Source organism: Candidatus Moraniibacteriota bacterium (assembly GCA_016699795.1).
Lineage (GTDB): Bacteria > Patescibacteriota > Minisyncoccia > Moranbacterales.
In genome coordinates, this window is the sequence record CP065011.1 from 1,052,367 (window position 1) to 1,077,900 (window position 25,534).

The 25,534-nt window shown below is 33.5% G+C and carries 23 protein-coding genes; 8 read left to right on the forward strand and 15 right to left on the reverse strand.

The window, feature by feature from the left end:
- Positions 1 to 30: 30 nt before the first annotated feature.
- Both IPN70_04900 and IPN70_04905 read left to right on the forward strand, forming a co-directional pair.
- Entirely contained in the window at positions 31 to 2,154 is a 2,124-nt protein-coding gene (locus IPN70_04900) for a glycosyltransferase family 39 protein (protein ID QQS61194.1), read from the forward strand.
- Positions 2,155 to 2,170: 16 nt separating this feature from the next.
- Positions 2,171 to 4,075, forward strand: a complete 1,905-nt coding sequence (locus tag IPN70_04905; protein QQS61195.1) for a phospholipid carrier-dependent glycosyltransferase — start codon at positions 2,171 to 2,173, stop codon at positions 4,073 to 4,075.
- Positions 4,076 to 4,352: 277 nt separating this feature from the next.
- Here IPN70_04905 and IPN70_04910 read toward each other — a convergent pair whose 3' ends face one another.
- The 3 genes from IPN70_04910 to secD are packed head-to-tail and all read right to left on the reverse strand — an operon-like array spanning position 4,353 to position 7,264.
- Positions 4,353 to 4,625 (reverse strand): hypothetical protein, encoded by a 273-nt coding sequence (locus tag IPN70_04910; GenBank protein ID QQS61196.1) that lies wholly within the window; start codon positions 4,623 to 4,625, stop codon positions 4,353 to 4,355.
- Between the two features lie 27 nt (positions 4,626 to 4,652).
- The gene (gene secF / locus IPN70_04915; GenBank protein QQS61197.1) at positions 4,653 to 5,552 is read right to left on the reverse strand and encodes a protein translocase subunit SecF; all 900 of its coding nucleotides are present in this window, start codon (positions 5,550 to 5,552) and stop codon (positions 4,653 to 4,655) included.
- Positions 5,553 to 5,563: 11 nt separating this feature from the next.
- Positions 5,564 to 7,264, reverse strand: a complete 1,701-nt coding sequence (gene secD / locus IPN70_04920) for a protein translocase subunit SecD (GenBank protein ID QQS61198.1) — start codon at positions 7,262 to 7,264, stop codon at positions 5,564 to 5,566.
- A 144-nt stretch (positions 7,265 to 7,408) separates the two neighbouring features.
- Here secD and IPN70_04925 point away from each other — a divergent pair, with 144 nt between their 5' ends.
- Positions 7,409 to 7,843 carry a cytochrome b5 domain-containing protein gene (locus IPN70_04925; GenBank protein ID QQS61199.1) on the forward strand — a complete coding sequence of 145 codons (435 nt, stop codon included), beginning with the start codon at positions 7,409 to 7,411 and terminating at the stop codon, positions 7,841 to 7,843.
- Positions 7,844 to 7,937: 94 nt separating this feature from the next.
- On the opposite strand, the gene IPN70_04930 is transcribed toward IPN70_04925, so the two are convergent.
- Positions 7,938 to 8,213 (reverse strand): co-chaperone GroES, encoded by a 276-nt coding sequence (locus IPN70_04930; GenBank protein ID QQS61200.1) that lies wholly within the window; start codon positions 8,211 to 8,213, stop codon positions 7,938 to 7,940.
- A gap of 400 nt (positions 8,214 to 8,613) precedes the next feature.
- On the opposite strand from IPN70_04930, the gene IPN70_04935 reads away from it, so the two are divergent.
- The 5 genes from IPN70_04935 (at position 8,614) to IPN70_04955 (ending at position 13,401) form a co-directional block, all read left to right on the forward strand.
- Positions 8,614 to 9,000 (forward strand): Rrf2 family transcriptional regulator, encoded by a 387-nt coding sequence (locus IPN70_04935; protein ID QQS61201.1) that lies wholly within the window; start codon positions 8,614 to 8,616, stop codon positions 8,998 to 9,000.
- 12 nt (positions 9,001 to 9,012) lie between these two features.
- Positions 9,013 to 9,741: a Fe-S cluster assembly ATPase SufC gene (sufC, locus tag IPN70_04940; GenBank protein ID QQS61202.1), complete on the forward strand. Its 729-nt coding sequence runs from the start codon at positions 9,013 to 9,015 to the stop codon at positions 9,739 to 9,741.
- Positions 9,738 to 11,156 (forward strand): Fe-S cluster assembly protein SufB, encoded by a 1,419-nt coding sequence (gene sufB / locus IPN70_04945; protein QQS61203.1) that lies wholly within the window; start codon positions 9,738 to 9,740, stop codon positions 11,154 to 11,156. Before sufC ends, sufB begins: the two co-directional genes overlap by 4 nt.
- A 41-nt stretch (positions 11,157 to 11,197) precedes the next feature.
- A complete protein-coding gene (locus IPN70_04950; GenBank protein ID QQS61204.1) occupies positions 11,198 to 11,755 on the forward strand; it encodes a SufD family Fe-S cluster assembly protein in 558 nt (185 codons plus the stop codon).
- 119 nt (positions 11,756 to 11,874) lie between these two features.
- On the forward strand, positions 11,875 to 13,401 hold the full coding sequence (locus IPN70_04955) for a hypothetical protein (protein QQS61205.1): 1,527 nt from the start codon (positions 11,875 to 11,877) through the stop codon (positions 13,399 to 13,401).
- 9 nt (positions 13,402 to 13,410) lie between these two features.
- Here IPN70_04955 and lepB read toward each other — a convergent pair whose 3' ends face one another.
- The 11 genes from lepB to IPN70_05010 all read right to left on the reverse strand — a co-directional run bounded on the left by lepB (position 13,411) and on the right by IPN70_05010 (position 25,461).
- Complete coding sequence (lepB, locus tag IPN70_04960) at positions 13,411 to 14,988, reverse strand: signal peptidase I (protein ID QQS61206.1); 1,578 nt, start codon at positions 14,986 to 14,988, stop codon at positions 13,411 to 13,413.
- Between the two features lie 398 nt (positions 14,989 to 15,386).
- Positions 15,387 to 15,719 carry a hypothetical protein gene (locus IPN70_04965; GenBank protein QQS61207.1) on the reverse strand — a complete coding sequence of 111 codons (333 nt, stop codon included), beginning with the start codon at positions 15,717 to 15,719 and terminating at the stop codon, positions 15,387 to 15,389.
- Positions 15,720 to 15,986: 267 nt separating this feature from the next.
- Positions 15,987 to 16,388 (reverse strand): KH domain-containing protein, encoded by a 402-nt coding sequence (locus IPN70_04970; GenBank protein QQS61858.1) that lies wholly within the window; start codon positions 16,386 to 16,388, stop codon positions 15,987 to 15,989.
- 125 nt (positions 16,389 to 16,513) lie between these two features.
- Positions 16,514 to 18,238, reverse strand: coding sequence for a 2-oxoacid:acceptor oxidoreductase subunit alpha (locus IPN70_04975; protein QQS61208.1), 1,725 nt, complete (start codon positions 18,236 to 18,238; stop codon positions 16,514 to 16,516).
- A gap of 206 nt (positions 18,239 to 18,444) precedes the next feature.
- The gene (locus IPN70_04980; GenBank protein ID QQS61209.1) at positions 18,445 to 20,430 is read right to left on the reverse strand and encodes a hypothetical protein; all 1,986 of its coding nucleotides are present in this window, start codon (positions 20,428 to 20,430) and stop codon (positions 18,445 to 18,447) included.
- A gap of 9 nt (positions 20,431 to 20,439) precedes the next feature.
- Positions 20,440 to 21,075 (reverse strand): hypothetical protein, encoded by a 636-nt coding sequence (locus tag IPN70_04985; GenBank protein ID QQS61210.1) that lies wholly within the window; start codon positions 21,073 to 21,075, stop codon positions 20,440 to 20,442.
- Positions 21,076 to 21,265: 190 nt separating this feature from the next.
- Positions 21,266 to 21,493, reverse strand: coding sequence for a hypothetical protein (locus IPN70_04990; protein QQS61211.1), 228 nt, complete (start codon positions 21,491 to 21,493; stop codon positions 21,266 to 21,268).
- A gap of 62 nt (positions 21,494 to 21,555) precedes the next feature.
- Entirely contained in the window at positions 21,556 to 22,689 is a 1,134-nt protein-coding gene (locus IPN70_04995) for a glycosyltransferase family 4 protein (protein ID QQS61212.1), read from the reverse strand.
- Positions 22,690 to 22,703: 14 nt separating this feature from the next.
- Positions 22,704 to 23,714: a tRNA-dihydrouridine synthase gene (locus IPN70_05000; GenBank protein ID QQS61213.1), complete on the reverse strand. Its 1,011-nt coding sequence runs from the start codon at positions 23,712 to 23,714 to the stop codon at positions 22,704 to 22,706.
- A 5-nt stretch (positions 23,715 to 23,719) separates the two neighbouring features.
- On the reverse strand, positions 23,720 to 24,178 hold the full coding sequence (locus tag IPN70_05005) for a hypothetical protein (GenBank protein ID QQS61214.1): 459 nt from the start codon (positions 24,176 to 24,178) through the stop codon (positions 23,720 to 23,722).
- Positions 24,175 to 25,461 carry a hypothetical protein gene (locus IPN70_05010; GenBank protein ID QQS61215.1) on the reverse strand — a complete coding sequence of 429 codons (1,287 nt, stop codon included), beginning with the start codon at positions 25,459 to 25,461 and terminating at the stop codon, positions 24,175 to 24,177. Before IPN70_05010 ends, IPN70_05005 begins: the two co-directional genes overlap by 4 nt.
- Positions 25,462 to 25,534 lie beyond the last annotated feature (73 nt).

The following is a 25,534-nucleotide window of genomic DNA, read 5'->3' on the forward strand; positions in this document are numbered from 1 at the left end:
AGAGCATACAAAAAATTTTCCTACAATGCAATGAAAAAATTAAAAAATCCTCTTTTTTGGGTTTATATTGCTTTAATTGCGTATTTCTCTTTTTCATTGCCCAATCTTACTCATTATACAACAGCCGATGAACATTTTTGGCTTCCTAATATTGGAGAGGAGCGTGTTCTTGAATATTGGAGAGCAATCGGTTCTGGGGATTGGGAGAAAACTCGAATTAATGATAAGCCAGGGATTACCCTTGCTTATATCTCGGGTATAGCTATACCGTTCACGCAACATCTTTATGATAAACAACGTTTTTCTGATCCTGATAACGTTGTTTTTCAATACGATCCCCAAATAACAAAAATAATGCATTTTTCTTATCGATTCCCTCTTGTCCTTTTTACCGGATTTTTCATGCTTTATATTTTTCATATACTCAAAAAAATAACAAAAAATAAAAAGATTGCTGCTATTTCAGTTATATTTTTTCTCTCTTCCCCAGTACTTGTAGGCATATCTCACATTGTAAATCCCGATTCACTTTTTTGGATTTTTGGAACAGCGACACTTCTTACTTATATATACACACTTCAAAATAAATCTTCATCACGATACATTTGGCTTACAGGATTATTTTTCGGTTTATCCCTTGCAAGTAAATATGTCAGTATTATCTTTATTCCCTTTCTTTTGTTACTTATGGGACTTTGGTATATTTTTCACTTTGAAAATGAATTCAATGATAATGCGAAGCGAAAAAATTTCTCCAAACACCTAACAAAAAATATTCGTAATTTTATAGCTATCATCGTAGGAAGTTTTTTTCTTTTTGCTCTTATGATGCCAGCTGCCTTAGTAGATCCTGTAATATTTTATGAAAGTACTATTGGTTTTCCTGGTATGCCCCCAGTTTTCGTTCTTATAGCTCTTTTTTGTTTCATCATCCTTTTAGATGCTTATTTTTTGAAATCAAAAATAGCTTTTTCTATTTTTTCTTTTTTATCAAAACATTCAGTATTCCTTGAACGTATTATTTATGGAATTCTCATAATTTCTTCCCTTTTTGTATTTTTCAACTGGATTTCCAAAAATAGTATTATTGATCTTTCTGGAATTCCATTCTATGCGAAAACAAAAGCATCATTTACAACAGATAATCCCTATTGGGTCCGTTATGTTATGGAATTTGTCCCTCTCGTTTTTGCACTTACGCCATTAACATTTTTTCTTCTTTTGCTCTATTGGATACAAGGATTTTTTCAACAAGTAAAGTATCGATTTTTTGGCTTTTCTCTTTCTCTTTTCTTTTTTATATTCTTTATTGCTGTAGTCGAGCAAGGACTTCTTGTAACCGTACGTTATAACATAATTCTTTTTCCCCTAGCTTGCATCTTGGCTTCGATGGCACTTATCGAAAATACTTCCTCTCTAAAAATAAAAGAAAGAATTCCAAGAAAATATTTCTTAATTGCATTATTAACACTTATTCTTACAGCTTATATTCTCAATGCGTTTGTTGGTTATCACAGTTCCCAAGAAGCTTCTTTAAAATTTCAATTTGAATATATTATTGGAATGTATAGAAGTATTATTTTCCCCCTTATTATTATTCTTTTTTCAGGATCTCTTTATTTTCTCTTTCGTTTTATAGATCGATCCTCATTTTTTCAAAAAATCAAATTTTTCTTTTTTTCCTTTCCTGTCATCGCATTTGGAATAGTAATCATCGCAAGTATTTCCCTTTTCAGCGCCTACCCTCATTTTTTTCTTTATACCAATAGTTATCTTCCTACTCGTTATATTCTCAATCATCCCTGGGGTTATGGAGGATATGAAGCAGCTCAGTATCTCAATGAACTTCCCGATGCAAAAAATATCACTCTCTGGGCTAATGCTCATGGGGTTTGCGAATTCTTCGTAGGAAAATGCATACGAAAACAAAAACTTGATATAGAAAAATATCCTATAGATTATTTATTTTTTGCTCATATGGGATCTTTGCAGGCTAAGTTTGAAACTGAGTCAGAAACAGTTTGGGCCTATTACCCTGATAATCGAAAGATAAATTTCGTAAAATTAGAAAAGAATGATTATCAAGCATCTTTAGAAAAAGCCATGCTAAAAAAATATATTGAAAATTTTACCCCTAAACTAGATCAGGAATAAAAAAACAAAAAATAATATGACAGCATTCTTTAATTTTATTAAAAAATATTATCTTCCTTTCGTTTTGTGTATCTTTTTTGGAATATATCTTTTTTTGGGAATTTCTACTCTAGGAAATTTCCAGACAGCCGATGAAGATCTTTGGTTTGCTGATCCTGTCAAAGGAAGGATTCACACCTATTGGGAAGCTATGCGTACTAAAGATTGGGAAAGAACTCGAATTAACGATAAACCTGGTGTTTCTTCAGCTATTTTTTCTGGTATTTTTGGTCTTCGTAATGATAGGGAGCCAGAAAAAAAAATAATAAAAGATGGGAATATGATTGATCAATTTGATCCTCAGTATTCTGCAAATGCTGTATTTTATTATCGACTTGGAATTCTTCTTACTAATGGTATTCTTGTATTTTTTGTCGCTTGGTTCCTTTGGGCATCTACAGCAAGCACTCTCGTAGCACTTTTTTCAAGTATCTTTTTATTTCTTTCTCCTATACTTTTAGGAATTTCTCAAATTGTCAATCCTGATGCTATGCTTTGGTCTTTTGGAATTGCAACAGCGACGGGGTACTTCGCCTTTCTCGTAAGAGGAAAATGGTATTATTTACTTTTGGCAGGTATTTTTTTTGGGTTCGTTCTTCTTTCTAAATATACAGGATCTTTTCTTTTCTTCATTCTTTATGGAATGACATTCGCTTCATTTTACTATATAGGTTCCTATTTAGAAGAAGAAAAAACCTACAGAAATTTTGTGCTGTGGCGACTTATAGGTTTTATTTTATTTTGTACAGTTTCTGTAGGTATATTCATTCTTTTTATGCCTGCCGCAAAAATTGAACCGAGATACCTTTATGAAGGAACTTTTAATTTTAAAGGTGCTTCTAATATGCAATCCATTCTCACTCTTATGGCTTGGATATACGGAATTTTTCTCTTAGAAGCAATAGTCATTCGTTCAAAAATAACCTTTTTTCTTTTCAAAAAAATTCAATACATAAAAGGACTCCCTTCGTTTCTTATAGGAATCATTCTCCTTTTGGGGGTTGCTTTTAGTATTTTTAATTGGAATTTTAATAATTATTTTCAACTTCAAACAGCGCCCTTTGATGCCGGAAAGGAAGCTGTATATACGTCAATTACCGATACAGGAAATAGACTCGCTCTCCAAATAAAACCTCTCATTTTCACACTTCCTCCTATTATTATTTTTCTCTTCTTTTTTTCTTTTTTTATACCTCTTTCCTTCTGTAAAAATCTTTTGAAAACACAGAAGCAAGAAAATGCTATCCGTTTGGGAATATCTCTATTCGGAATGCTTATTATCTTCTTCTTTTATGCAGCATTACAACAAACCGTACTCGTCCATGTTCGCTATTCCATACTTCTCTATCCGATTATTTCAGTTATCGCGGGAATATCTCTTGCCTTACTTATTTCGATCATCTCTCAAAAAAGTAATGTATTAGCCATGGCTTTGGTAGTTCTTGCTCTAGGAACATCATTTTATTCACTCATTTCCATACGCCCTTTTTATTTCAATTACACGAGCGATCTTCTTCCTAAAGATCAAGATGTTGTAGGAGCTTGGGGATACGGTGGCTACCAAGCAGCTATGTATATAAACGACCTCCATTTATTTCCAGAATACGTACTCGCTTGGTCTGATTATGATGGCTTTTGTCCATTTTTTAAAGGTGAATGCATTGAGGGTAGTCAAGTAAAATGGCATAAAAAAGGAACCTATGCTGGTATTGATTATTTTGTAGTAACAAGAAGAGGTCTTCTTAAAAACGAAAGTACTTGGAATAAAATACAAGAGCAAAATATTGTTGAATCTACGCCAATTTGGTCGCTTTATATCGGTGACAGGCCAGGAAATTTTATTGAAATCTATAAAGCGAAAAACTTCACTCCCAATGAATAATTTTTTCTTTCCTATGGTTATTTTAAACTAATTTATTTCAAATAAAATATTTATTTTTTATGGAGTTACTCTATGCTTAAAGCCCCCCCTTTTTTACTTATTCATACATAATAAAAGTACGTCTTTATTTCGAAACAGAAAACATTTTAATCAGATTTAAAAAGAATTCGTTAATTAAAACGAAAATCATTATCAAAAATTTTCTTTTTTAAAAAAAGTAAAGAAATTTAGCCAAAAGCCTGTTTTATTTTTCTAAAAATTTTCTTCGCACACTTTCTTATAAAAGCCCTAATTGCTTTTTCATTTGGAAAACTTGATGCTTATTCATTTGACCAGACTTTTCCATAGCGTCGAGCATCTCCAAGATTTTATCTTTATTCTTTGCAATATTTTTGGGATCAAGTGCTTTTCGCATTACTTCTCCTTGTTGTTCTGGAGACATTTTTTCGAATTGCTTCATCGCCATTTTTGCAAAAAATCCCATATTTTCTGGCTTTGTTGGATCTTTTACTTCTTCTTTTTTATCCTTCTTTTTTAAAGGGTTCCACATATATCTTTATAAATTTATATTATTTAATTATTTTGTATATTTCTTCTGAAAATGATAACTTGTCACCAAAAGAGCCGAAGCAACAAAAATTGAGGAATACGTTCCTGCAAAAACACCTATAAAAAGAGCAAGAGCAAATGATTGTATCGACGTTCCTCCTAGAAGAATAATAGCAAAGAGAACAACCAAAACAGTCATTGAAGTATTTATCGATCGAGCAACCGTTTCATTTATAGATCGATTTATAATATTTTCGAAACTTTCTTTCATACCATGTCGGAGAAGATTTTCTCGAATCCTATCATAAACGACTATAGTATCGTTGACACTATATCCAAGTATAGTAAGGATAGCTGCTATAAAAGGAATTCCTACTTCAATAGCATAAAACTCTCCCAAAATAGCGAAAACTCCTATAGTAATGATAATATCGTGCATCAGAGCAATCATAGCACCTACTCCGTATTGCCACGATGAAAGAGGTCGAGAAACTTTTCGAAATGCGATAGCAATAAAGATAGCAACAAGGAAAATAGCTACGATCGTTGCTTCAATGGCCTTTCTTGTTAATTCCTTGGACACTGAGGAACCAAAAAAATCAGTTCGGATTATTTTATTCTCTGCATCCATCTCAGTAAGTTTTTCCCGAACTTTCTCATTTATGGTTTCATCACCAGCTAAATATCTTACTATAAAAACATTATCATTTCCCGGCTGAACCAAAACACTCTCAGCTACAGAGGAAACATTGTTGTAAATATCCTCCTTGGAAATTTCTTTTGAAAAATGAATTTCCATAAGAGTTCCCCCTTGGAAATCAATACCAAGACGTAGTCCCCAGAAAGAAATAGCAGACACACTAAGAATAACACCGAGAAGGGAGATGGCGTAAAATATTTTTCGATACCGAATACTATTGAGAGTCATATACGTTATTATTATTTCTTGTTTTTGGATCGTTTAATTCTTGCAATCAACCAGAGATGTCGATCTAAAAATTGCATAGGAAGTGCTTTGACCATAGTCTGCACAATACCTATCGCAGTAAACATAGAAAATGAAACTCCTAAAAACAAGATAAGAGCAAATCCCTGAACAAAACCCGTTCCCATCCAAATAAGAATAACACACGTGAGTAGTGTTGAAAGATTACCGTCGCGAATACTTGGCCAAGCTCTTCGAAAACCTTCACGAATAGCACTTTCTATATATTTACCATTTCGTAGCTCTTCTTTTATACGTTCGAAAATAAGAACATTCGCATCGACAGCCATACCAATAGAAAGAATAAATCCAGCAATACCAGAAAGAGTCAATGTAATAGGCCAATCCCATCCAGGAAAAGAAGAAAGTTTGAAAATAGCAATAAGCATTGTTGTGTACATTATTAAAGCAACGCCTGCAATTACACCGAAAAATCTATAATAAACAACCATATAAATAATAACAGCAAGAACACCAAAAAATCCTGCTTTTAAGCTTTTATTAAGATCTTCCTGACCAAGAGAGGCCTCGATACTTTGTTGACCTACTAATTGCAAAGGAACGGGCAAGGCACCTTCATTAAGGCGTGATTTTAAACTCTGAGCTTCTTCTAATGTATATTGACCTGTTATTTCAGCGACACCATCAGGAATTATGCTTTGCACAGTAGGTGCTGTTACTTTTTCCTTATCGATAAAAATAGCTAATGTTTTACCTAAGTTTCGTTCGGTAATTTCTTTAAAAAGTTTAGATCCTTCTTCGTCAAAATGAAGTACAATTCGAGGATCTCCCATCGCATACTGATTTCCGAAATCAATAGAGGCACTTTCTAAATATCTTCCTGTAAGACCCGTTTCTTTATATTGCAATTCCGGAACCATATTTTTTTGCATTTTAGCAAAGAGAATATGACGAGAACGAACTTCCCTTTCTTCTCCTTCACCTCTACGTTCCTCTATTTTTATAATATGGTATCCGAAGCTAGATTCTACAATATTTGGATGAACAATTCCAACAGGATTATTTTCATCAAAAAGAATGATGTCAAATTCAGGAACAAAAGCTCCTTTTTTTTGAAAATCTAAATTTCCTCCGTCTTCTTTCGATCCTGGATCCTGACTTAACTCACTTGCGAGCTGTGCAAAGTCTTCTCCAGCAAGAGCCCTTTCAAGACCTTTTTTGGCATTTTCTAAAGACATTCCATTCACCATAGTCAATGTTTGTACCAAATCAGGATCATCGTCAGCTCTTTCCTCTCGAAACTCTAATGTGGGAGTTTCTTTAATAAGTTTTTTAGCATCTTCAATATCTTTTACTCCGGGAAGTTCTACGATAATACGACGCTCTTCTCCGGATCGAGACGTTTGGATCAATGGCTCACCAACACCAAAAGCATTAACTCTTCGCTCGATAACCGCTTGAGCAGAATTTATAGCATCTTCTCTTTGATCTTCAGGAACGGAATTCACATCAGCGACATATTCCAAATGAACACCTCCTTGAAGATCAAGACCCAAAGAGACCTTAAGTTGATTTACTTTCTGATATACAGGATCAATAAATACTACTATTTTTGGATAAGAAATAACTCCAGAAATAAGAGCTAAAAGAACAATTCCCGCAACCTGAAATCTTATTTTTCTTCCGTATCTCATAAATATCAATCAAAGCGAATAGAAATTATCTTTTTATAACTTTATTAGAATAAGCTATTTCTTATTTTTTTTCAAATCATTGCACCATTTTTCAATATCCTCTATACTATGGAACGTAATACTTTACATAAAATACAATAATTTATGAAAAAATCAATATTGTTTTCAGTTCTTGTTACTTTTTCAGTTTTTATTCTTTCTGGCTGTACTGCAGAAAAAAATAAAGAAGAAATAACTCAAATGGAAACAAAAATAAATCAAGAAGAAGTGATAATTTCAAATCAAGAGCCCTCTTCTCTTGAACCTACTCCGCAAGTATACACTCTCGAACAAGTAGCTGAGCATGCGACTCAAGAAAATTGTTGGATAATTGTTGACGACACTGTTGTTGATGCAACTTCTTTTTTTGGAAAACATCCAGGTGGTGACGACAAACTTTTGAAAGGTTGTGGGAAAGATGCGAGTGAAATGTTTGCTCAAATTAAAAAACACACCCCAGAAGGTTATGAACAATTGAAAAAATTAAAAATCGGAATATTTCTTCCCGAAAGTTCTTCTCAGCTCTCCCCTATTGAATAAAAAAATTCTTATTTTCGAACACTAAAAAAACCGTCAGAAATAATTTCTGACGGTTTTTAAAATACTTTCTTACTCTACTAAAACAAGAAAGTGATTATTCTATAACAGCTACGATATCTTCAGTTTTCACAATAAGATATTCTTTTCCTTCAAATTCAACCTCTGTTCCGCTATAACGATTATAGATAACTTTTTGATTCTTCTTTACTGCTATCTTTTTACTTTCACCAATTTCAATAACTTTTCCTTGTTGAGGTTTTTCCTTTGAAGCTGATTCAGGAAGATAGATACCAGAACCAGTTTTTTTCTCCTGTTCTTCAGGAAGAATAAGAACATTTTCTCCCAAGGGTCGTACAGTGACTTTTTTCATATTATTATTTCTTACAGATTAACGACAACTACAGTATACGAAACTTAGCAATCTCAAGTCAAGAGTGCTAAATGAATTTAAAAACTATTTTCCCCTTTAATCCCCTATTCATCTTCCATTTTGAATGTACTACACCCTAATTAAACCTTTCTGTACTACAAAAAGTTTCAATAAGCTCCATAAATAGCATTCTGAATTTAGAGTCTATTTATATTTTCACTAAAAATTATAAAATTTTCATATTATAAAAACAAATTTTTAGCACCCTGGGAAGTTTTTTATTTTAGATAAGGCGATATTTATTTCATATAATCTTTTTTATTTTTCTTCAAATTCCTTGACGTTGTTGAAAAAGTATTTTAAAATACGACTTGTTTAGTCTTATTTAGAATATATTCTCATGCATATATCAGCAAAAACATACTATGGAGTTAAAGCACTTTCCTGCTTAGCCCATTCAAAAAATTCCATGAGTATCAAAGAAATTTCTGAAAAAGAAGAGATTCCAGAAGAATATCTTGGTAAGATATTTCAACAACTTCGTCAGGCTGGTTTTATTTCATCCAAAAGAGGCTCTGGAGGAGGCTACCTTCTTTCTTATCTTCCTACTGAAATATCTCTTCTTGATATTTTTTTAGAATTAGAAGGTTCTTTCTTCGAAATTCCTTGTTTTGAAGAGTCTGGGTGTAAAAAGGAAAATTCTTGTCAGACAAAAAATCTTTGGAAAAAAATTAATACGACTATACATAACTCTTTAGAAAAGATCTCTCTTAACGATATTATTTAATTCATTATCTTTATGCTCAAAATTAGTTCCTATTCAGCATTCATTGAACAAAAGCAATTACTCTTTTCTCTTTCTCATACTTTTAAGAAAGGTAAAGTTCATATTCTTATGGGTCCGAATGGATCAGGAAAATCTACCCTAGCTATGTCTCTTCTGGGAATGAAAAAATTTACCCTCTCACCAGAATCAAAAGCTTTTTTAGAAACGACGAATCTTCTTGAATTTGAATCTTACAAACGAGTTCAAAAAGGTCTCTTTGTTTCATTTCAGTCGCCACCCTCTCTTTCTGGAGTTTCTGTATTTCAGATGCTTCGCATTGCTCTTCATGGAAAAATGGAAGCTCTGGCATTAAAAGAAACTATAGAAAAATTCTCCAAAGAACTTTCTATTCCTAAAACGCTTCTTTCGCGATCGCTCAATGAAGGCTTTTCTGGTGGAGAAAGGAAAAAAATGGAGCTTCTTCAAATGGCCATCCTTAATCCTCAATGTGCTCTCTTAGATGAAATTGATACAGGTGTTGATATTGATGCACAAAAAACGATTATTTCTTTTCTTAAAAATTGGCTTTCTCCAGAAAAAACACTTCTTATAATAACGCATCATCCTTCTTTTGCAGAAGCCCTTTCTCCTGATTCCGTAACTATACTCAAGAATGGTGAAATAGTTGCTTCAGGAAATGCTAGTCTTATACAGATTATTAAAGAGAAAGGTTATGATGCAGATTTTTCTTTATCTTTATGAGTAATAATTCTCTCAAAAAAAAGCAATCTCAAGAAACTAATTTTGACTACAAATTCGGCTTTTCCATGCCGGAAACTTCTGTAAAAAAAATACAAAAAGGTCTTAATAGTACTATTGTAAAGGAAATTTCAGCATTGAAACAAGAACCTGAATGGATGCTCAATATTCGACTTAAGGCATTTGAGCAATTTGAAAATAAACCACTCCCATCTTGGGGAGCGGATCTTTCTCCTATTGATTTTTCTTCTCTTACTTATTTCTTGAGAGCTACCGAGGGACATGCGAAATCATGGAAAGATCTTCCTCAAGAAATCAAAGAAACATATGATCGTATTGGCGTCCCCGAAGCGGAAAAAGATTTTCTTGCTGGGGTGAGTGCGCAATATGAATCCGAAGTTGTCTATGAGAGTGTTCAAAAAGAACTTCAAAAACAAGGAGTGCTCTTTTGTGATATGGACACTGCTCTCAAAAAATATCCCGATATCGTAAAAGAATATTTTGGTTCACTCATTCCTTCTGGTGATAATAAATTTTCAGCACTCAATACTGCTGTATGGTCTGGAGGATCTTTTGTTTATGTGCCACCAGGAGTTCAAGTAAATCTTCCTCTTCAAGCATATTTTCGAATTAATGCGGAAAGCTTTGGTCAATTTGAAAGAACGCTTATCATAGCAGATGAAAATTCAAAAGTTCATTATATGGAAGGCTGTACTGCTCCCATTTATAGAACGCAATCTCTTCATAGTGCAGTTGTTGAAATATTTGCAAAAAAAGGTTCTCATGTTCGCTATACCACTGTTCAAAACTGGAGTCGAAATATTTATAATTTAGTAACAAAAAGAGCTAAAGCCGAAGAAGAGGCTCTTATGGAATGGGTTGATTGTAATATTGGATCCAAAGTAACTATGAAATACCCCTCCATTATTCTCGCTGGGAGAAAAGCTCGGGGAGAGGTTCTTTCTATTTCACTTTCAACAAAAGATCAACACCAAGACACTGGGGCAAAAATGGTACACCTTGCGCCTGAAACATCTTCAAGAATTATTGCCAAATCAATTTCCAAAGATGGGGGTAGAGGTTCGTATCGAGGCTTAATTTCAATCTCTCCAAATGCTGAAAATGCATCTTCTTATACATCGTGCGATGCTCTTATTCTTGATGCTCTTTCTCGATCTGACACCTATCCAAAAATTATGAATAATAGTTCATCAGCACTAACCGAACATGAAGCTACGGTTGAGAAAATAGGTGAGGAAATGCTTTCCTATCTTTCTTCTCGTGGACTGAATGAATATGAGGCGAAAGGTCTTATTGTAAATGGATTCCTGGAGCCTATCACAAAGGAAATTCCTTTAGAATACAGCATTGAACTTAATCGTCTTATAACTATGGAAATGGAAGGAAGTATTGGCTAATTTTTTTAAGCATCTTTCATTCTTTTACTTACGTATCCCATATGATTCATTTTCAAGATATCTCTCAAGAAGATAAATGTTATTATCAAATTGTTGATCCTGGTATTTATGTTTATTTTTTTGAAAATAAAACAGCTGATATAACATTTTCCATTGAAACTTCCCATGCCTCTGTATGGATATTTGGTATGTATAAAGGAAAAGAAAATGATCATTATTCACTTTCAACCAAGCAACTCCACAAAGCTTCAAATTCCTCTTCTCATCTCATACTTAAAAGTGCCTTGGAAGATAATTCGAAACTTATTCATAATGCGATTATTCGTATCGAAAAAAATGCACTAAAAACAAATGCATCCCTAGAAAGTAAACACCTTCTCCTTGGAAAAGGCGCTCACGCAGAGGCTCAACCAAATTTAGAAATATTAGCTGATGATGTTTGTTGTTCTCATGCTGTAACCACATCACCGATACATCCTGATTCTCTTTTCTTTCTTAATACACGAGGCTTATCGTATGAAAAAGCAAAGAAACTTCTTTCAAAAGGATTTCTCAATGCTCTCCAAGAAAAAATGAATCAAATTCTAGAAAAAAAATGATTTTTTTTCAAAAGACTCCCTTGAAACTCTAGAGAAAAAAGAGTATGCTACTCTATATCAAAATATCAAATACTTTTCGTATTAAAAAGAAATTTTGATTTATCTTTTTTTCTTTTTTTATGACACTCACCTATTCTCCTATCGTTCGACGAATTCTTTTTTTTTCCGTTATAACCATATTTTTTCTTAGCAGTACCGTTCTTATTATTCACAGTTTTGGTTATAGATATAGCTTTGAAAAAGGTATATTTATCTACACAGGATCTATCACACTCAAAACAAATCCCCAACAAGTAACCATAGATATAAACGGAGAAGGTTTAGAAAAAAGTAAAAAATTAAATTATATAAATTCATCACAACAAATCAATTCACTGCGACCAGGAAAATATCATCTTGATATTAAGTCGCCCGGATTTCAAACATGGTCCAAAAATATAATTGTAGAGAGTGGGAAATCTACAGAATTTTGGAACGTTCTTCTTCCTCGAGAAACGTATGAAACACAAGATATTGATCTTCAAAATATTATCGGGATGTATCCATCTCCAAATTCAGATGAAGTTGCTGTAGCACGATTTAATGGAGAAGAATTTTCTATTGACATTTTAGATACCGATACACTTTTGGCAGAAAAAATATTCTCTTCCACCACCTACACACGTCCCGAGGAATGGAAACATAATATAGAATGGTCCCCTGATAACGAAATGCTTTTAATTCCAGTCGTTCCTATTCCTGAAAAAAACAATCAAGATGTGCACTTTACTACCGAAGAACAACTTCCTAGTGAAATACTCTTATTAGATCGAGAAACAAATCAATCTCAACAACTTTCAAGTCTTTTCCTTCCCGACTCATCTATGAAAAGATCATTTTATGATATTCGTTGGGGATCAGGAAATAATGACATCTACAGCATATCAGGAACATCTCTCATTGTTCTCGAAGAGAAAGGTTCTCGAGAATGGGAAAGAAGGGTTATTTTTGAAAATGTTCTCTCTTTTAATTTTACCGCTTCTCATATTTATCTCCTCAAAGAGAATGGCATGATTTATGAGGTAAATAAAGACTTTGAAGATGAGCGCCAAGTAACAACATCCCAACCACAAGAATTCGATTCGAAATCAAGAATTTCTCTTGTGATGTATGATGAGCATAGAGGAGCTATACATTCTCAGGAAGGAAAACTTTGGATATGGAATAAAGGAAAAAAAGGTAATTATTTTCATCTTCAAAAAGAAAACATACAAGGAACTCAATTTTCTAATGATGGAAAGAAGATTCTTTTTTGGAGTGATACTGCTATCTGGGTTTACTTCACAAGAGATTGGGAATCTCAACCAAATAGAGAAGAAAACACATTTATTAAGATTGCAAATTTTCTCTCTCCCATCTCAAATATTTCTTGGATGAAACAATATGAACATATATTATACACATTCCAAGGAAGTTTATATGTAGTAGAACTTGATCAACGTGATCGAAGGATCACCTCAAAACTTTCTCCAAGTCTTTCTGAAAAACCCATCATACTTCAAATATTTAATAAGGATATGGTATTCTTTTCAAAACCAAATGAAACTAATGGAAATATCCTTTCTTCTTTTCTCTTTCCTGAAGAAATCACCTTTTTTGGATTTTAAAAGCCTTTATTAACGAGAAGATTCTTCCCACTCCCTTCTTTGTTTTTCTATTTCCTCCTTGAGCTCCTTATTATATTTTTCCACCGCTTTATTTATTTTTTCTGCTAAATTTTTTTGTTCTTTATCTAAAGTTTCTTGAGTTTCTATGAATTTAGTTTCTTCCTCCGTTAACCATTCATTCTTTTTCATACGATCCAGTATGCGCTGAATATGAATAATTCTGGTATTCATAATTTCATTTATTCTTTGTATATCTTTTTTATTTTCCTTATATATTGAAGAATTTTTATCTATATTTTTCCAACCAGGCTGAATTTCCTTAATACCTTTTAAAGATTTCTCCCAACCTTCAATAATTTCTAAAGTATAATGAGGCGGTATATATCCCGCAACGTGTTGTATGATAATTTGGGTTGGACAACCATTAAGACTTCCTTGAATAACAGCGATACCAATCTCCTCTTTTCGATCATCGAAAAAAAATTCCTCATTATCAGAAAAGGAAAAAATATGCTCAATTAATTCCGTAGATTCATAATATCCCAAAGTAAAAGATTCTCCCCAAATAATATTAGAATAACCAACATCAGACATTGCTTGTTTCATAGTATAGTTATTTTCTTTTTCTTCAAATGAAAAATCTCCACTTTCAAGAATAGCTTTTCCTCGTAAAGAAGCTGATTTAGCAAGAAGTGGCTGATATTGAAGAGGTTTTGCTCCTCGGGAAATTCTTCGTACATTAATTTCCTGAACATATTTTTCAATATCAAAAAATATTTTTGCCGTCTCTTCCAAATCATAAGAGGGATCATGCCAAAACGTATCATACACTCCTTTTTGTTTATTATAAGGTAAAACATGATCTATATCCGAAAGATCAATAAAACCCAAATTAAAACGAGAATCATTACTTCCCTTTCGATTATCACCCATAACAAAAAGTTTATTCTTTGGAATAACTATCTCCTGACATTCCTGAAGAAACGGCCCTCCGAATGTTGATCGAGCTTTCGCTACATAAGGCTCTTTCTGAGCCTCCCCATTTCTAAAAAAGATTCCATCACGAATCTCTATTCTATCCCCTTCCAATGCTACAACACGTTTAACAAATCCTCCGTCTAAAGATGTATAATTTTTCTGAGAGATTTCTTTTGTTTTTTCATTTGAAAATGTTACGATATCACCCCTCTCTATAGGGCGAAAAAAGAAATCATTTCCCTTAAATTCAAAACCGGAAGGATATCTTAGCATAGGAACAACAGCGACCGTTTGTTGAGAAAGTAAGATTGGATCTGTCCCCTGACCCTTAGGAAAGGTAGGAAACATTGAACCTGTTCCTGCTATAGATTGCTCATCTTTTGTTATATCTAAGGTATCTTGAATCCAGAAAGTTGCTTGCACATAACCTGCAAGCCAAATAGGAAATAAACAGAAAAAAACATATCCAAGAAGAAAAGTATAAAAAAGAAATGGATGAGATTGAAAACGCTTTAGTTGAAAAGAACGAGTTTTTCTTCGCGAAAATAAAGACTGTATAATTTTCCAAAAAAGAAAAAATGGGAGCGTATAAAGAAGAAAAAAACTCAAAAAAGAAGAAAGGTATACCTTCTTTTTTTTAGCTTTTATTTTAAAAAGAGTGTCTACTCTTCTTAAAAGATCAATAATAAACAAGAATAAAAAAAATAAGAAAGCTATTTTTAAAAGAAAACTAGTATTCTGAAAATAAGAAGTATAATTCAAAAATATATCTCGATGTTGTAAAGAAGATAGAAGCCATAACCATGAAAAACTAGAAAGGAAAAAAGAATAAAGAATAAAAAAAACATTTCTCAAAAAAAGAAAAATACTACGCATAATAAAAACAAAGAAAAGCGGATTTTTTAATTTCTTTTTTAATTGTACAGAAAATAAAACTGAGAGTAAAGAAAAGCACTCTTTGTTTTTAACGCAGAGTGCTTATGAAAGAGAATATCTCAGATGAATCTTCACTTGAGATATTCAAAGGTTATTTTTATGGAATCGCCCAATTTAAGACCGCGTATCATTCCTCCTCGAGAAAGAAAAGAAATTGATCTCCCTGCAAGCATCGAATGATTTTTGAGAATTCCATGAGATGCTCGAGAAGAAAAAACTATAGTATTGTTTTCAAATCGAATTTCCAAATTTGAATTATTAGGAAAAATATATTCCATAAAATTCTTTGGAAACCCAACTGATTGAAAAAAATCTGAATTAAGAGCAATGCTCGACCTTTTTTTCTCTTCATGAAAAACGGTTCGAAAATCATTATTCTCTCCTCGAATTTCTATATAAATCATGATCAATACTCCCCTACTTTGTATGAACAAACCTATCACCCTTCATTGAAGATGATGTTTTCTTCATAACACGAAATGTCAACTTATCCAAATTTATAAAATAACATACTCCTATAAAGAAAAATTTCTCTTTGTTAAGAATCTACTTTATTTTCATTTTCTTCGGTCATATTGAATAGTTGGATAGCAAAAAAAACGGACATAACCTATGTCCGTTTTTTAAAAATGTTCAACAAAAGTCAAGATTTTTTGTTTATAAAGAAGACTCTATATCTGAATGTCATTAACAACATCATCAAGACTACGTTTTTCTTCTTCTTTTGGAAATTCACGACGTCGCTCTTCCCGTTTATCTTCTCGTTTGTCATCTCTTCTATCTTCCCGTTTGTCTTCTCGTTTCTCTCGAGTTGATCCTTCTGGTTCATTTATTTTGAGATTAACACGAGCATTGTGTCTAGCTCCAATAACTCGAAGCAAGGTTCGAAGTGCTTTTGCAGTAGCGCCATCTCTCCCAATAATCATACCCATATCTTGAGCATTTACATCAAGGGTTATGAGTACTCCCATTTCATCTATTCTTCTCTCCACTTTAACATCGTCTGGGTGATCCACAAGTAATTTGGAAATGAATTCCACGAACTCTTTATCCGTATATTTTTCTTCAGTCATGGCTGTAATTGTTAGATTATTATCTTTCTCTTTTTGCTTCGGAGGCGGTTCGACCCCCACACTCTCGAGACTCATACAATGCTATTGTATAAAAAGGCACTCCATAGTGTCAAACTCTCAAAATATTAATTCACAATATCTTCTAAATAACGCCTTAATTCTTCCACTGAATAAGGACTACCATCATATTTTACTATGAGATGATCAGGCTTTCTTTCCACTTCCTTAAAAAGAATATCAGCGAATTGTCCCGTCATATTATTTTCTATAATGATAATTTTTTCAGCAGAAAGTATTCTTCTCTGTATTTCTTCTCCGAGAGGATAAACTTGGTTTACATGAAGATACCCAATATGATTATTCTGTAAAGATTCTAATGCTTCTGAGATAACCCCATATGTTGAGCCCCATCCTATAACAAGAAAAGCGTCATGATTAGATCCTTTATATACAGGATCGAGAACATCTTTTTTTAAAAGCTCCAAGCGATACATTCTTTTCTCCATCATGCGATTTCTCATTTCCTCATCTTCAATAATACGTCCGTCCTCATCATGTTCATCACTATCAACATGAACAAAGCCATCGCCAAAACCAGGAATACCTCGAGGGGAAAGTCCGTCAGAAGTAAATGCATATCGCTTATAAGAACTTTCTGTTTCTATAAAATATTTTTGAGGCTTTTGTTCAAATGAAAAAATTTCCGCATTAGACTCATATCGAGAATCCAAAAGGAAAGTATCGGTCATAACTATTACAGGAATCTGATATTTGTCAGCTAAATCAAAAGCTTTTTTTCCGCAAACAAAACATTCTTCCGGTGTTCCAGGAGTTAATATTGCGCGCGGAAACGTTCCATGGCCTGTATGTAGGGCGAAATCAAGATCTCCTTGTTCTGTCCTCGTTGGGAGTCCTGTTGCCGGCCCTGGTCTTTGGGCTAAATGAATAACTACAGGACTTTCGGTCATACCCGAAAGAGACATACTTTCAGCCATAAGAGCGAAGCCACCACCGGATGTTGTTACTAATGCTCGAGCACCTCCAAACCATGCCCCTAGGGCCATATTTATGGCCGTGATTTCATCTTCGACTTGTTCTACCGCCAAAGGTATTTTTTGAGAATATTCTGCCATAAGCGTAAGAACTGCTGTTGCAGGAGACATGGGATAGGATGAAATAAAATTACAACCTCCAGCCAAAGATCCTAATGCTATACCTTCAGATCCATTTAAAAACATAGTATTCTTTTTTTCATTCTTTTTTTCAAAAGAAAAAGTTGTTTCCTCTAATTCACTTCGGACTTTTTCACCGAGAATTCTTCCTTTTGTAGCTGCTAAGATATTTTTTTCTACAATATCCTCTCCTTTCTTAGCAAAAATATTTTTTAAATAAGAAAGAAATTTTTTATTATCAATATTAAAAATAGCAAGAATCATCCCCGCTACAATAGTGTTCATAAAGACTTTGCCTCCCACTAAATCAGCAGTTTCTTCCAAAGGAATAAAAAAAATATTTTTTTCAGCTTTTATTTTTTCCTTAACAAATAGAGGATCCACTATAATAATTGTTTCTTCATCAAAACGATACGCCAATCGTTCAAAAGAGGCTTCGTCCAAAAGAAAGGCGATATCAATTTTTTTTACAAATGCTTTTCTTGGAATTTCACCAATTCTCATTTCTACAGAATTACTTCCTCCACGAACTCTTGACATATATTCACTTGTCGAGAAAACGTGAATTCCCTCTTGTTGAAAAAACATAGCGATTATCTTTTCAACCGTTTGAAGTCCTTGACCTGCACTACCACCCAGAACAATTGAGATATCTTTCTTTTTTGTTACATTATCCATACAATTCTCTTTTCTAAAACATTATATTTTCTAGTATAGCACAAAAGATCTTGTGTGTAGTATTACGCAGGTAATGACAAGCCTCCCCAAAACACACTCCTTTCTTCAAAAAAGACTCTTCCCTCAGGAAGAATCTTCTGTTCTAAGTTTTTGTATTTTTGTACTTTACTTTTTTACCTTGTTAGTTTCTTACGTTTTTGTACTCTTTAAGGATTTAGTTCTTTGTATCTTGCACATTGATTTGTAGTGCAAGAAACACTACCGGCACCTCCTTTACACGTCCACGTCCATTTTCCAGAAACGTATTTTGGATTACCCCCAGTGCCAAAATTTGAATTAATACAAAGATCACTAGCGGTCTTTGAAGAAAGATCTCCTTCATAACAAGAATTTGTATAGGAAGTATTACATTGTCCCTCGACACCATGGCAATCAGAACCTGTATAACCAATACGACATTCAAAATTTGCATTAAGATTCCCATCTTTATCCATAACTACAAAACAAGGAGAAGTGTCGTTTTTGCAAGTTGTATTATCAGGAAAAGGATAACCTCTATCCCATCCCATAAATTGGGCATTACCATTAATTGGACTAGCTTTAATAGGATCGATGGGAGTTCCCTCATTAACTTTTGTTGAACAAAGAGGAGAGCAGGGAGAAGCATTCACTTCTACTGACCCAGGACCCTCCTTCGAAACGTTAAGTGTGTATTGTTTCGTAACAGTTACCGGAACAGAATCAGTTCCACTTCCTCCTGGTCCGGTGCACTCAATGGTATAGGTAGAAGTATTTTGAGCGTCATAGATACTATCGGTTCCTGTTGTACTTTTTGGAAAAGGAGAAAGCCATTTATCACCTGCTATTGCAGTACAGCTCGTAGCATTGATTGCGCTCCATGAAAGAGTGAGATTAGTTCCTGCTATTACAGAAATATTTGTTTCCGAACCATTAATCTTGAGATCAACTACAGGTTTGGGAATAACAGTTACCGTAACAGAATCGCTTCCACTTCCTCCTGGTCCGGTGCACTCAATGGTATAGGTAGAAGTATTTTGAGCGTCATAGATACTATCGGTTCCTGTTGTACTTTTTGGAAAAGGAGAAAGCCATTTATCACCTGCTATTGCAGTACAGCTCGTAGCATTGATTGCGCTCCATGAAAGAGTGAGATTAGTTCCTGCTATTACAGAAATATTTGTTTCCGAACCATTAATCTTGAGATCAACTACAGGTTTGGGAATAACCACGCAAGAAGATCCATTCCAAGTATAGCCAGTATTACAATAATATTGACACTTAGGTACGGTATTTTCTTCACTATATACATAGGAAATATTCGCATTAAGTCCTGTAGTATCGCCACTGTGAACAGTTGTGTTTGCAGGAAGTGTCCCTGTGCATGTGTAAGGAACTGTGTATTGTATGTGTTCATAAAATGTTCCCACATTACTTTCACAGGGTCCTGGATAATAAGTATTGTTTATACCACAGGACTCATTAGGAAAAATTTCATACCCGTATGTCTGAGGATATACATCCGCTCTGTAACTCCCCGCGGAAGATCCAAGATTTGGAAAAGTATAGGACTGATCAAAATTACAAGTTGTTATATTCCCCACGGTTGTATTCGAAGAATTACTCGCATTACCGAGTAATTGAACTCTTCCTCCTGAAGAATCATCTATAGAAAAGGAAAATTCACAATGATCAAAAAGATTCTTCATCGCCGTTGAAGTTTGTGGGAAACAAGCATAACATTTATCTAAATAGCCCAAATCACTATAAACATTATATTTAACGTAGTATCTCGAAGGCGTATTTCTAAAAAAGCTTGTTGGTGGAACTGATGGACAACTTATCGGTCTACCTTTGAGAACCCAATGCGTCTCAACACACCATTCAGTATCTCCAAATCGCTCAGACCAATCTATTACGTACGATCCTTGTATCCGTATAGTATCACCTGCCTTAAATGTTCGGTCATGAGTAATAGAGGGAATAGTCCCAGTAAAACCACTATTCTTCCAACTTACACAGCTACCTCCATAGGAGCACCCTATATCAGCATAACTCGTATTTGGGAGAAAAAGAGGTAAAAAGAAAAGAAAAGAAAAAGCAAGAAGAAAGAATCTTTTTTTTGAAAAATATTTTTTGAGAGTATTCATATTCTTAGCAGTATCATTCATCATATTTTTTAATTATTCTACTATTACAGGATTACATTCTGCGCTAGCCTCTGCCCCAACAGAATCTTTTGTCCATACTTTGGCTTTTTTCGTTCCTGGAGTTTCATATACTTTTTCTACTTCCCCATCTTTTCCGGATAAGCCGTCATCTCCAGTCCACGAATATTCATATTTAGCAACTCCCGTTTTTTTGTAATAGAGAATCCACCGAACCCTTTCACCTATCTTTACAGCGGAAGGTATTGGTTCACAAGATATTTCCAAAGGAATTGGCTCTACAAAAACTGAAACACTTGTTTTTATACTCTCATCTTTATAAAGAGCTCCAGAAATCTTTGCTTCTCCGACGGATCGTGCATCTAACTGACCCCGAATTCCTGCAGTATCCGATGCGAAGATAATTTTATCATCACTAGAAGACCAAAATACTTCTTCTGTAACCTCTTTCTCTCCAAGAAAAGCTTTTATATTATCAGATTTTCCATTTTTTATAATAAGATCTTTTGGTTCTATTCGTAAAGAAAAAGCTTCTTCTTTTTTTAAAACACTCTCTTCTTTTTTATTAGAAAGACTCATCCAAATATACGCCAAAGAAAAAACGAAAATGCCTATAAGAATGAATCCGAGAAGTATCTTTTTTTGTTTCATATATTTTATACACTATTTATTTTTAGGAGAACTTTTATACTGATTGAAAGTATAGCAAAAAAAAAGAAAAGACTCAAAAATATATCTTAAAATTTAAACTATGAAAGAAATTTTAAAAAATTTTAGCTAAAAGACTTGTCAAAAAGAAAAGCAACAATTTTTGTTGCTTTTTTATTCAAAAGAACCAGTCTTATTCTTTCTTTTCAAGAATAAATCCCTCCATTTTGGAAAGAATATTTCTCTCTAAAAGTTTTTGAACAAGAAAATAAAAATAATTCTCAGGTATGCCCATTTTTCGAAAAACACCGAAGACATCTTGCAAAGAAAGAAGTGTTGTCCTTGATTTTCTCAATTCTTGTTCTAGTTCTTCTTCTTTTATCTGTAGGCTAGAGACACAAATCGGTGGACGACTTTTCATTTTCTCATCACTCCAAAAACATCCTAAAGACTTCTTTTTAATACAGGAACATCATTCTTTCGTCAAACATATTCAGTATTTTTTGCTTGGCCACAAATAATATCCAATGTTTTCTGAGCGCATATATCCCAAGAAAAAAGAGCTAAACGTTCTCTCCCTTTTTGAATATTCATTTTTCGCAAAAACTCATTGGTTAAAGCTTCCTCCAATCGAGTGCTCATATCATCTACAGAATAAGGATCAAAAGAAATAACAGCATCACCACCAACTTCATCTAAACTTGAACCACGAGAACAAACAACGGGAATTTGTGCTGAAAATGCTTCCAATATAGGAAGACCAAACCCTTCATAGAGAGAAGGATATGCAAAGACACAGGCATTACGATAAAGAGCTATAACCGTATCAAAAGATATCCTTCCAGTAATAAGGATATCTTCTCGAAATGCACTTTTATTTCGAGCTTGTTCAATCTCTTCCCATAACCACGCTTTTTCACCAGCAAGAACTAATTTAAGATCTCGGAAACTTTCTTTCTCTCGAAGTTTTTCAAAAGCATGAATAAGGGTAACGAGATTTTTTCTTGGTTGAAGAGCTCCCACATAAAGAATATAACGAGAGTTTTCCAAGCCAAATGTTTTTAAAATATTTTTATCTAATGGACCAACAAACATCTTTCCGTCATAACCATGATGTACCACAAATATTTTTTCGGGATTAATTTTTGGATAGAAATGCAAAATATCTTTTTTAGTATGATGAGAAACTGCAATAATAGTATCGGCATTTTTTATCGCCAAATCAGCAAGAAATAGTAATTTATAACGATCTTTATATGGAAAATGTTCAGGAAAGTACCGAAAAGCAAGATCATGAATAGTTACTGTTGTTCGAAGAGATTTTCGACGGATTAAAGGAATAGATTGTACTGGCATCCAAAGAAAATCTGGCTTATCCTTCCAGAGAGAATATGCGAATCTTGTCTGTGTCCAAAGAATTGGTTGAGGTATTCGAGATACATGATAATTAGAAAAATCTGGAGGGGTGATTTGCGAATTAAATATTTCTCTATGATAGAGAGAAAACATATCTTCGGGGCGAATCTTTCCAAACCTTTTCAAAAGTTGCCATAAATATACTCTCGTTCCATCTATACGATTCGCATCAAGATCTGCTGCCTGAATAGCTATGTGCATATGTTTTTTATTTTTTAAGAAAAGGTATTTGCTAATTCTAAAGATATTTTTTCCTTCGCTTCCTCGAAAGAAGTATTGAGTAAAGAAATTTCTTCAAAAAGAATTTTGAGAGCCTCTTTTGCTTCTCTCGTTTCCATCATACGAATACGTAATTCTTTTGCACCCACAAAACCATGGAGGTAAGATTTAAAGAAACGTTTCAAAATATCATAATTTTTATTCTTTCCCCAAAATGAATCAAAAAGAAAAATGAGTCGAAAAAGAGCTTTTAATCTTTCTTCCCATGAATGATCTTTTTCATCTGTATCAAAAACCCAAGGATTTCCATACACTGCTCTTCCTATCATAATACCAGAAACCCCTGTTTTTTCAGCAAGAAATTCCCCTTGTTTTCTACTTTTCACATCTCCATTTCCAATAATAGGAACTTGATATTCTGAAGCCACAGTAACGGCTTTTTCAATTTCATCCCAATGAGCTTCTACTTTGGACATTTCCTTTCTTGTTCTTGCATGTACTGTTATAAAATCAGGTTTTGTTTGACAAAGATTTTTAATCCAATTTTCCGTATCTAAAACATTATATCCAATTCGTGTTTTTATAGAAACAGACATTTTTCCAGCACCTTTTCGAGTTGCTTGTACAATTTCTCTCGCTCGCTTTGGATCATTGATAAGAGCAGCCCCCGCACCTTGTTTTTCTACCTTTTTGTCAGGACATCCCATATTAATATCTATTCCATCAAATCCCAAACTTTCAAGAAGTTTAGCCACAGGGGTAAAATCTTTTGGGTCTCCCCCAAAAACTTGAGCAATTATAGGTCTTTGCTTCTGGGTATAAAACAAATCACGAATAAGATGCTCTTTTCCTTTAGAAGAAAGTAAGCCCTTACAAGAAACAAATTCTGTAAAGAAAATATCTGGAGCTGTATAGGTCGATATAAATTCTCTAAATACAACATCTGTAACTTCCGCCATAGGCGCAAGTATAAAAAGGGGTTTTTCTCTTTTTTGTATATCCAACATACTTCTTATTTTTTCATTTCAGAAGAATTAATTGAATCACAAAGAAGAGATTCTCTCCCATTTTTATTGGAAAAAATCATCAAAAGAAGAAAAAACAGGGAAATAAAAGTTGCTATCCAAACAAAAAACCAAACACCCAAAGATAGCTTATCAGGCATACCTATAATCATCGAGGTCAGAAAGAAAACTAAAACACCTATTCTTTTCTTCCCTAATTCCCACACAAAAGAAGCATTTTCTTTTTCAAATTTTTTCCCCAAAACAAAGGAAATAAAAAATAAAAAAAGAAGAGCTAGTGTTATCTCAAAAAATGATACATGGGAGGAAAGTAAATTTGGAAGTAAAAATTCTGAAAAAATAAAAATAAAACAAAAGAAGAGCATTATCATTAAAGCCTCAATGCTTAATTTATAGCTTATAGCGATCATCGATTTTTTCAAAAAATCATTATTCCCTTTTTTCATAAACCAAATCGTTTCAAAATTCGTATTCGTAACTCAGCTAAAAACTTTCGAAAATTTTCCCCATTCACTTCTTTATCGAACGTAATGTTCATCTCAGAAAGATCCATGTTTTCATAAGCCATAAGACGAAGTTGATATTCCACTCCTCTACCATCTACATTTAAAAGAGAGGAAGAGCATCCATAACCAGAAAATATGGAATCTTCTTTCAGAATACACGATATCGATTCTGGATGTGCTTCGATAATAACAGGTGGAATATTTTCATATTGTTTGAGTATATTCTCTCCCCGTATTAAGCGTTTTTTTTCAGATTCTATAAAAAATGTTTCTCCGGAAACCGTATCAATAAAAACTGTTCCATCTATATGAGTTCGACGAGCATTATAGATTTCTCCTTGCTCATAAGCGAGAAATTCTTCTTCTGTTATTTTTATAACATCTTCCCAAGAATATCCTTTTGAAAGAAAAGATTGTGGACTATCTATAGGGCGAGCCTTTCCTTCGCTAGAAACATAAACACCTCCCTGATAATCCATAAGCGTTCCATTAGCAAATCCCAAAACCTTTGAAACTCCTTCGTCAGGAAAATCACGATTCATATTCCTAGCATATTCTTTTTTATACTTTGAAAGATACGCTCTTTCACTTACAAAGAAATCTATTCGATTTTCTTTTATTTGATAATACATTCCATCACGATGAAACAAACTTCCTTGAATCCAATATTCATCTTTTCTGATATCATCCCCTCTTGTCTGAAAAGAAAACTCATTTTCCCCGATAGGGAGAAATTGTTCTTTTGAAAAACCTAAAATATCAAAAATATCTTTAGGAATATATCGAGTTTTTCCCTCTGATACGATGAAAAATTTATCTTCAAGGGAAAGGAGTGTTCCATCAAAAAAAATAGCTGGAAGCCCATCTGGGTACGTCATGGCACGATATTTTCTCACAAAAGAAATCTCTCCCTTTAATTCTTGATCCTTTGAAGAAGTAAACCCCGCATGAATACTTTTAAAATCACCTTCAGCAATTGCACCAAAATTTATAAATTCACCTTTTTGAATACCTCCGTCACTCTTCAATTCCCCGATCTCACGAGGCTCAAGTAATGAATTTTTAGGATCATCATAACGAGAAAACTCGAATGTACCATAAATATCAGGAAAAACCACTTTCAGAAAAAGAACTGTTGTCAAAAATAAAAAAAATCCATACAAAACAAAACGACCAATTCCATATACAAATTGGTATTTTTGAGGGATAATAATTTGGTGCATTCTATCGTAAATCATTCCTTAGTATAGGCACATTTTTCATTCTCTGAAAAGAGGTAAGAAAAACGCTCCATTA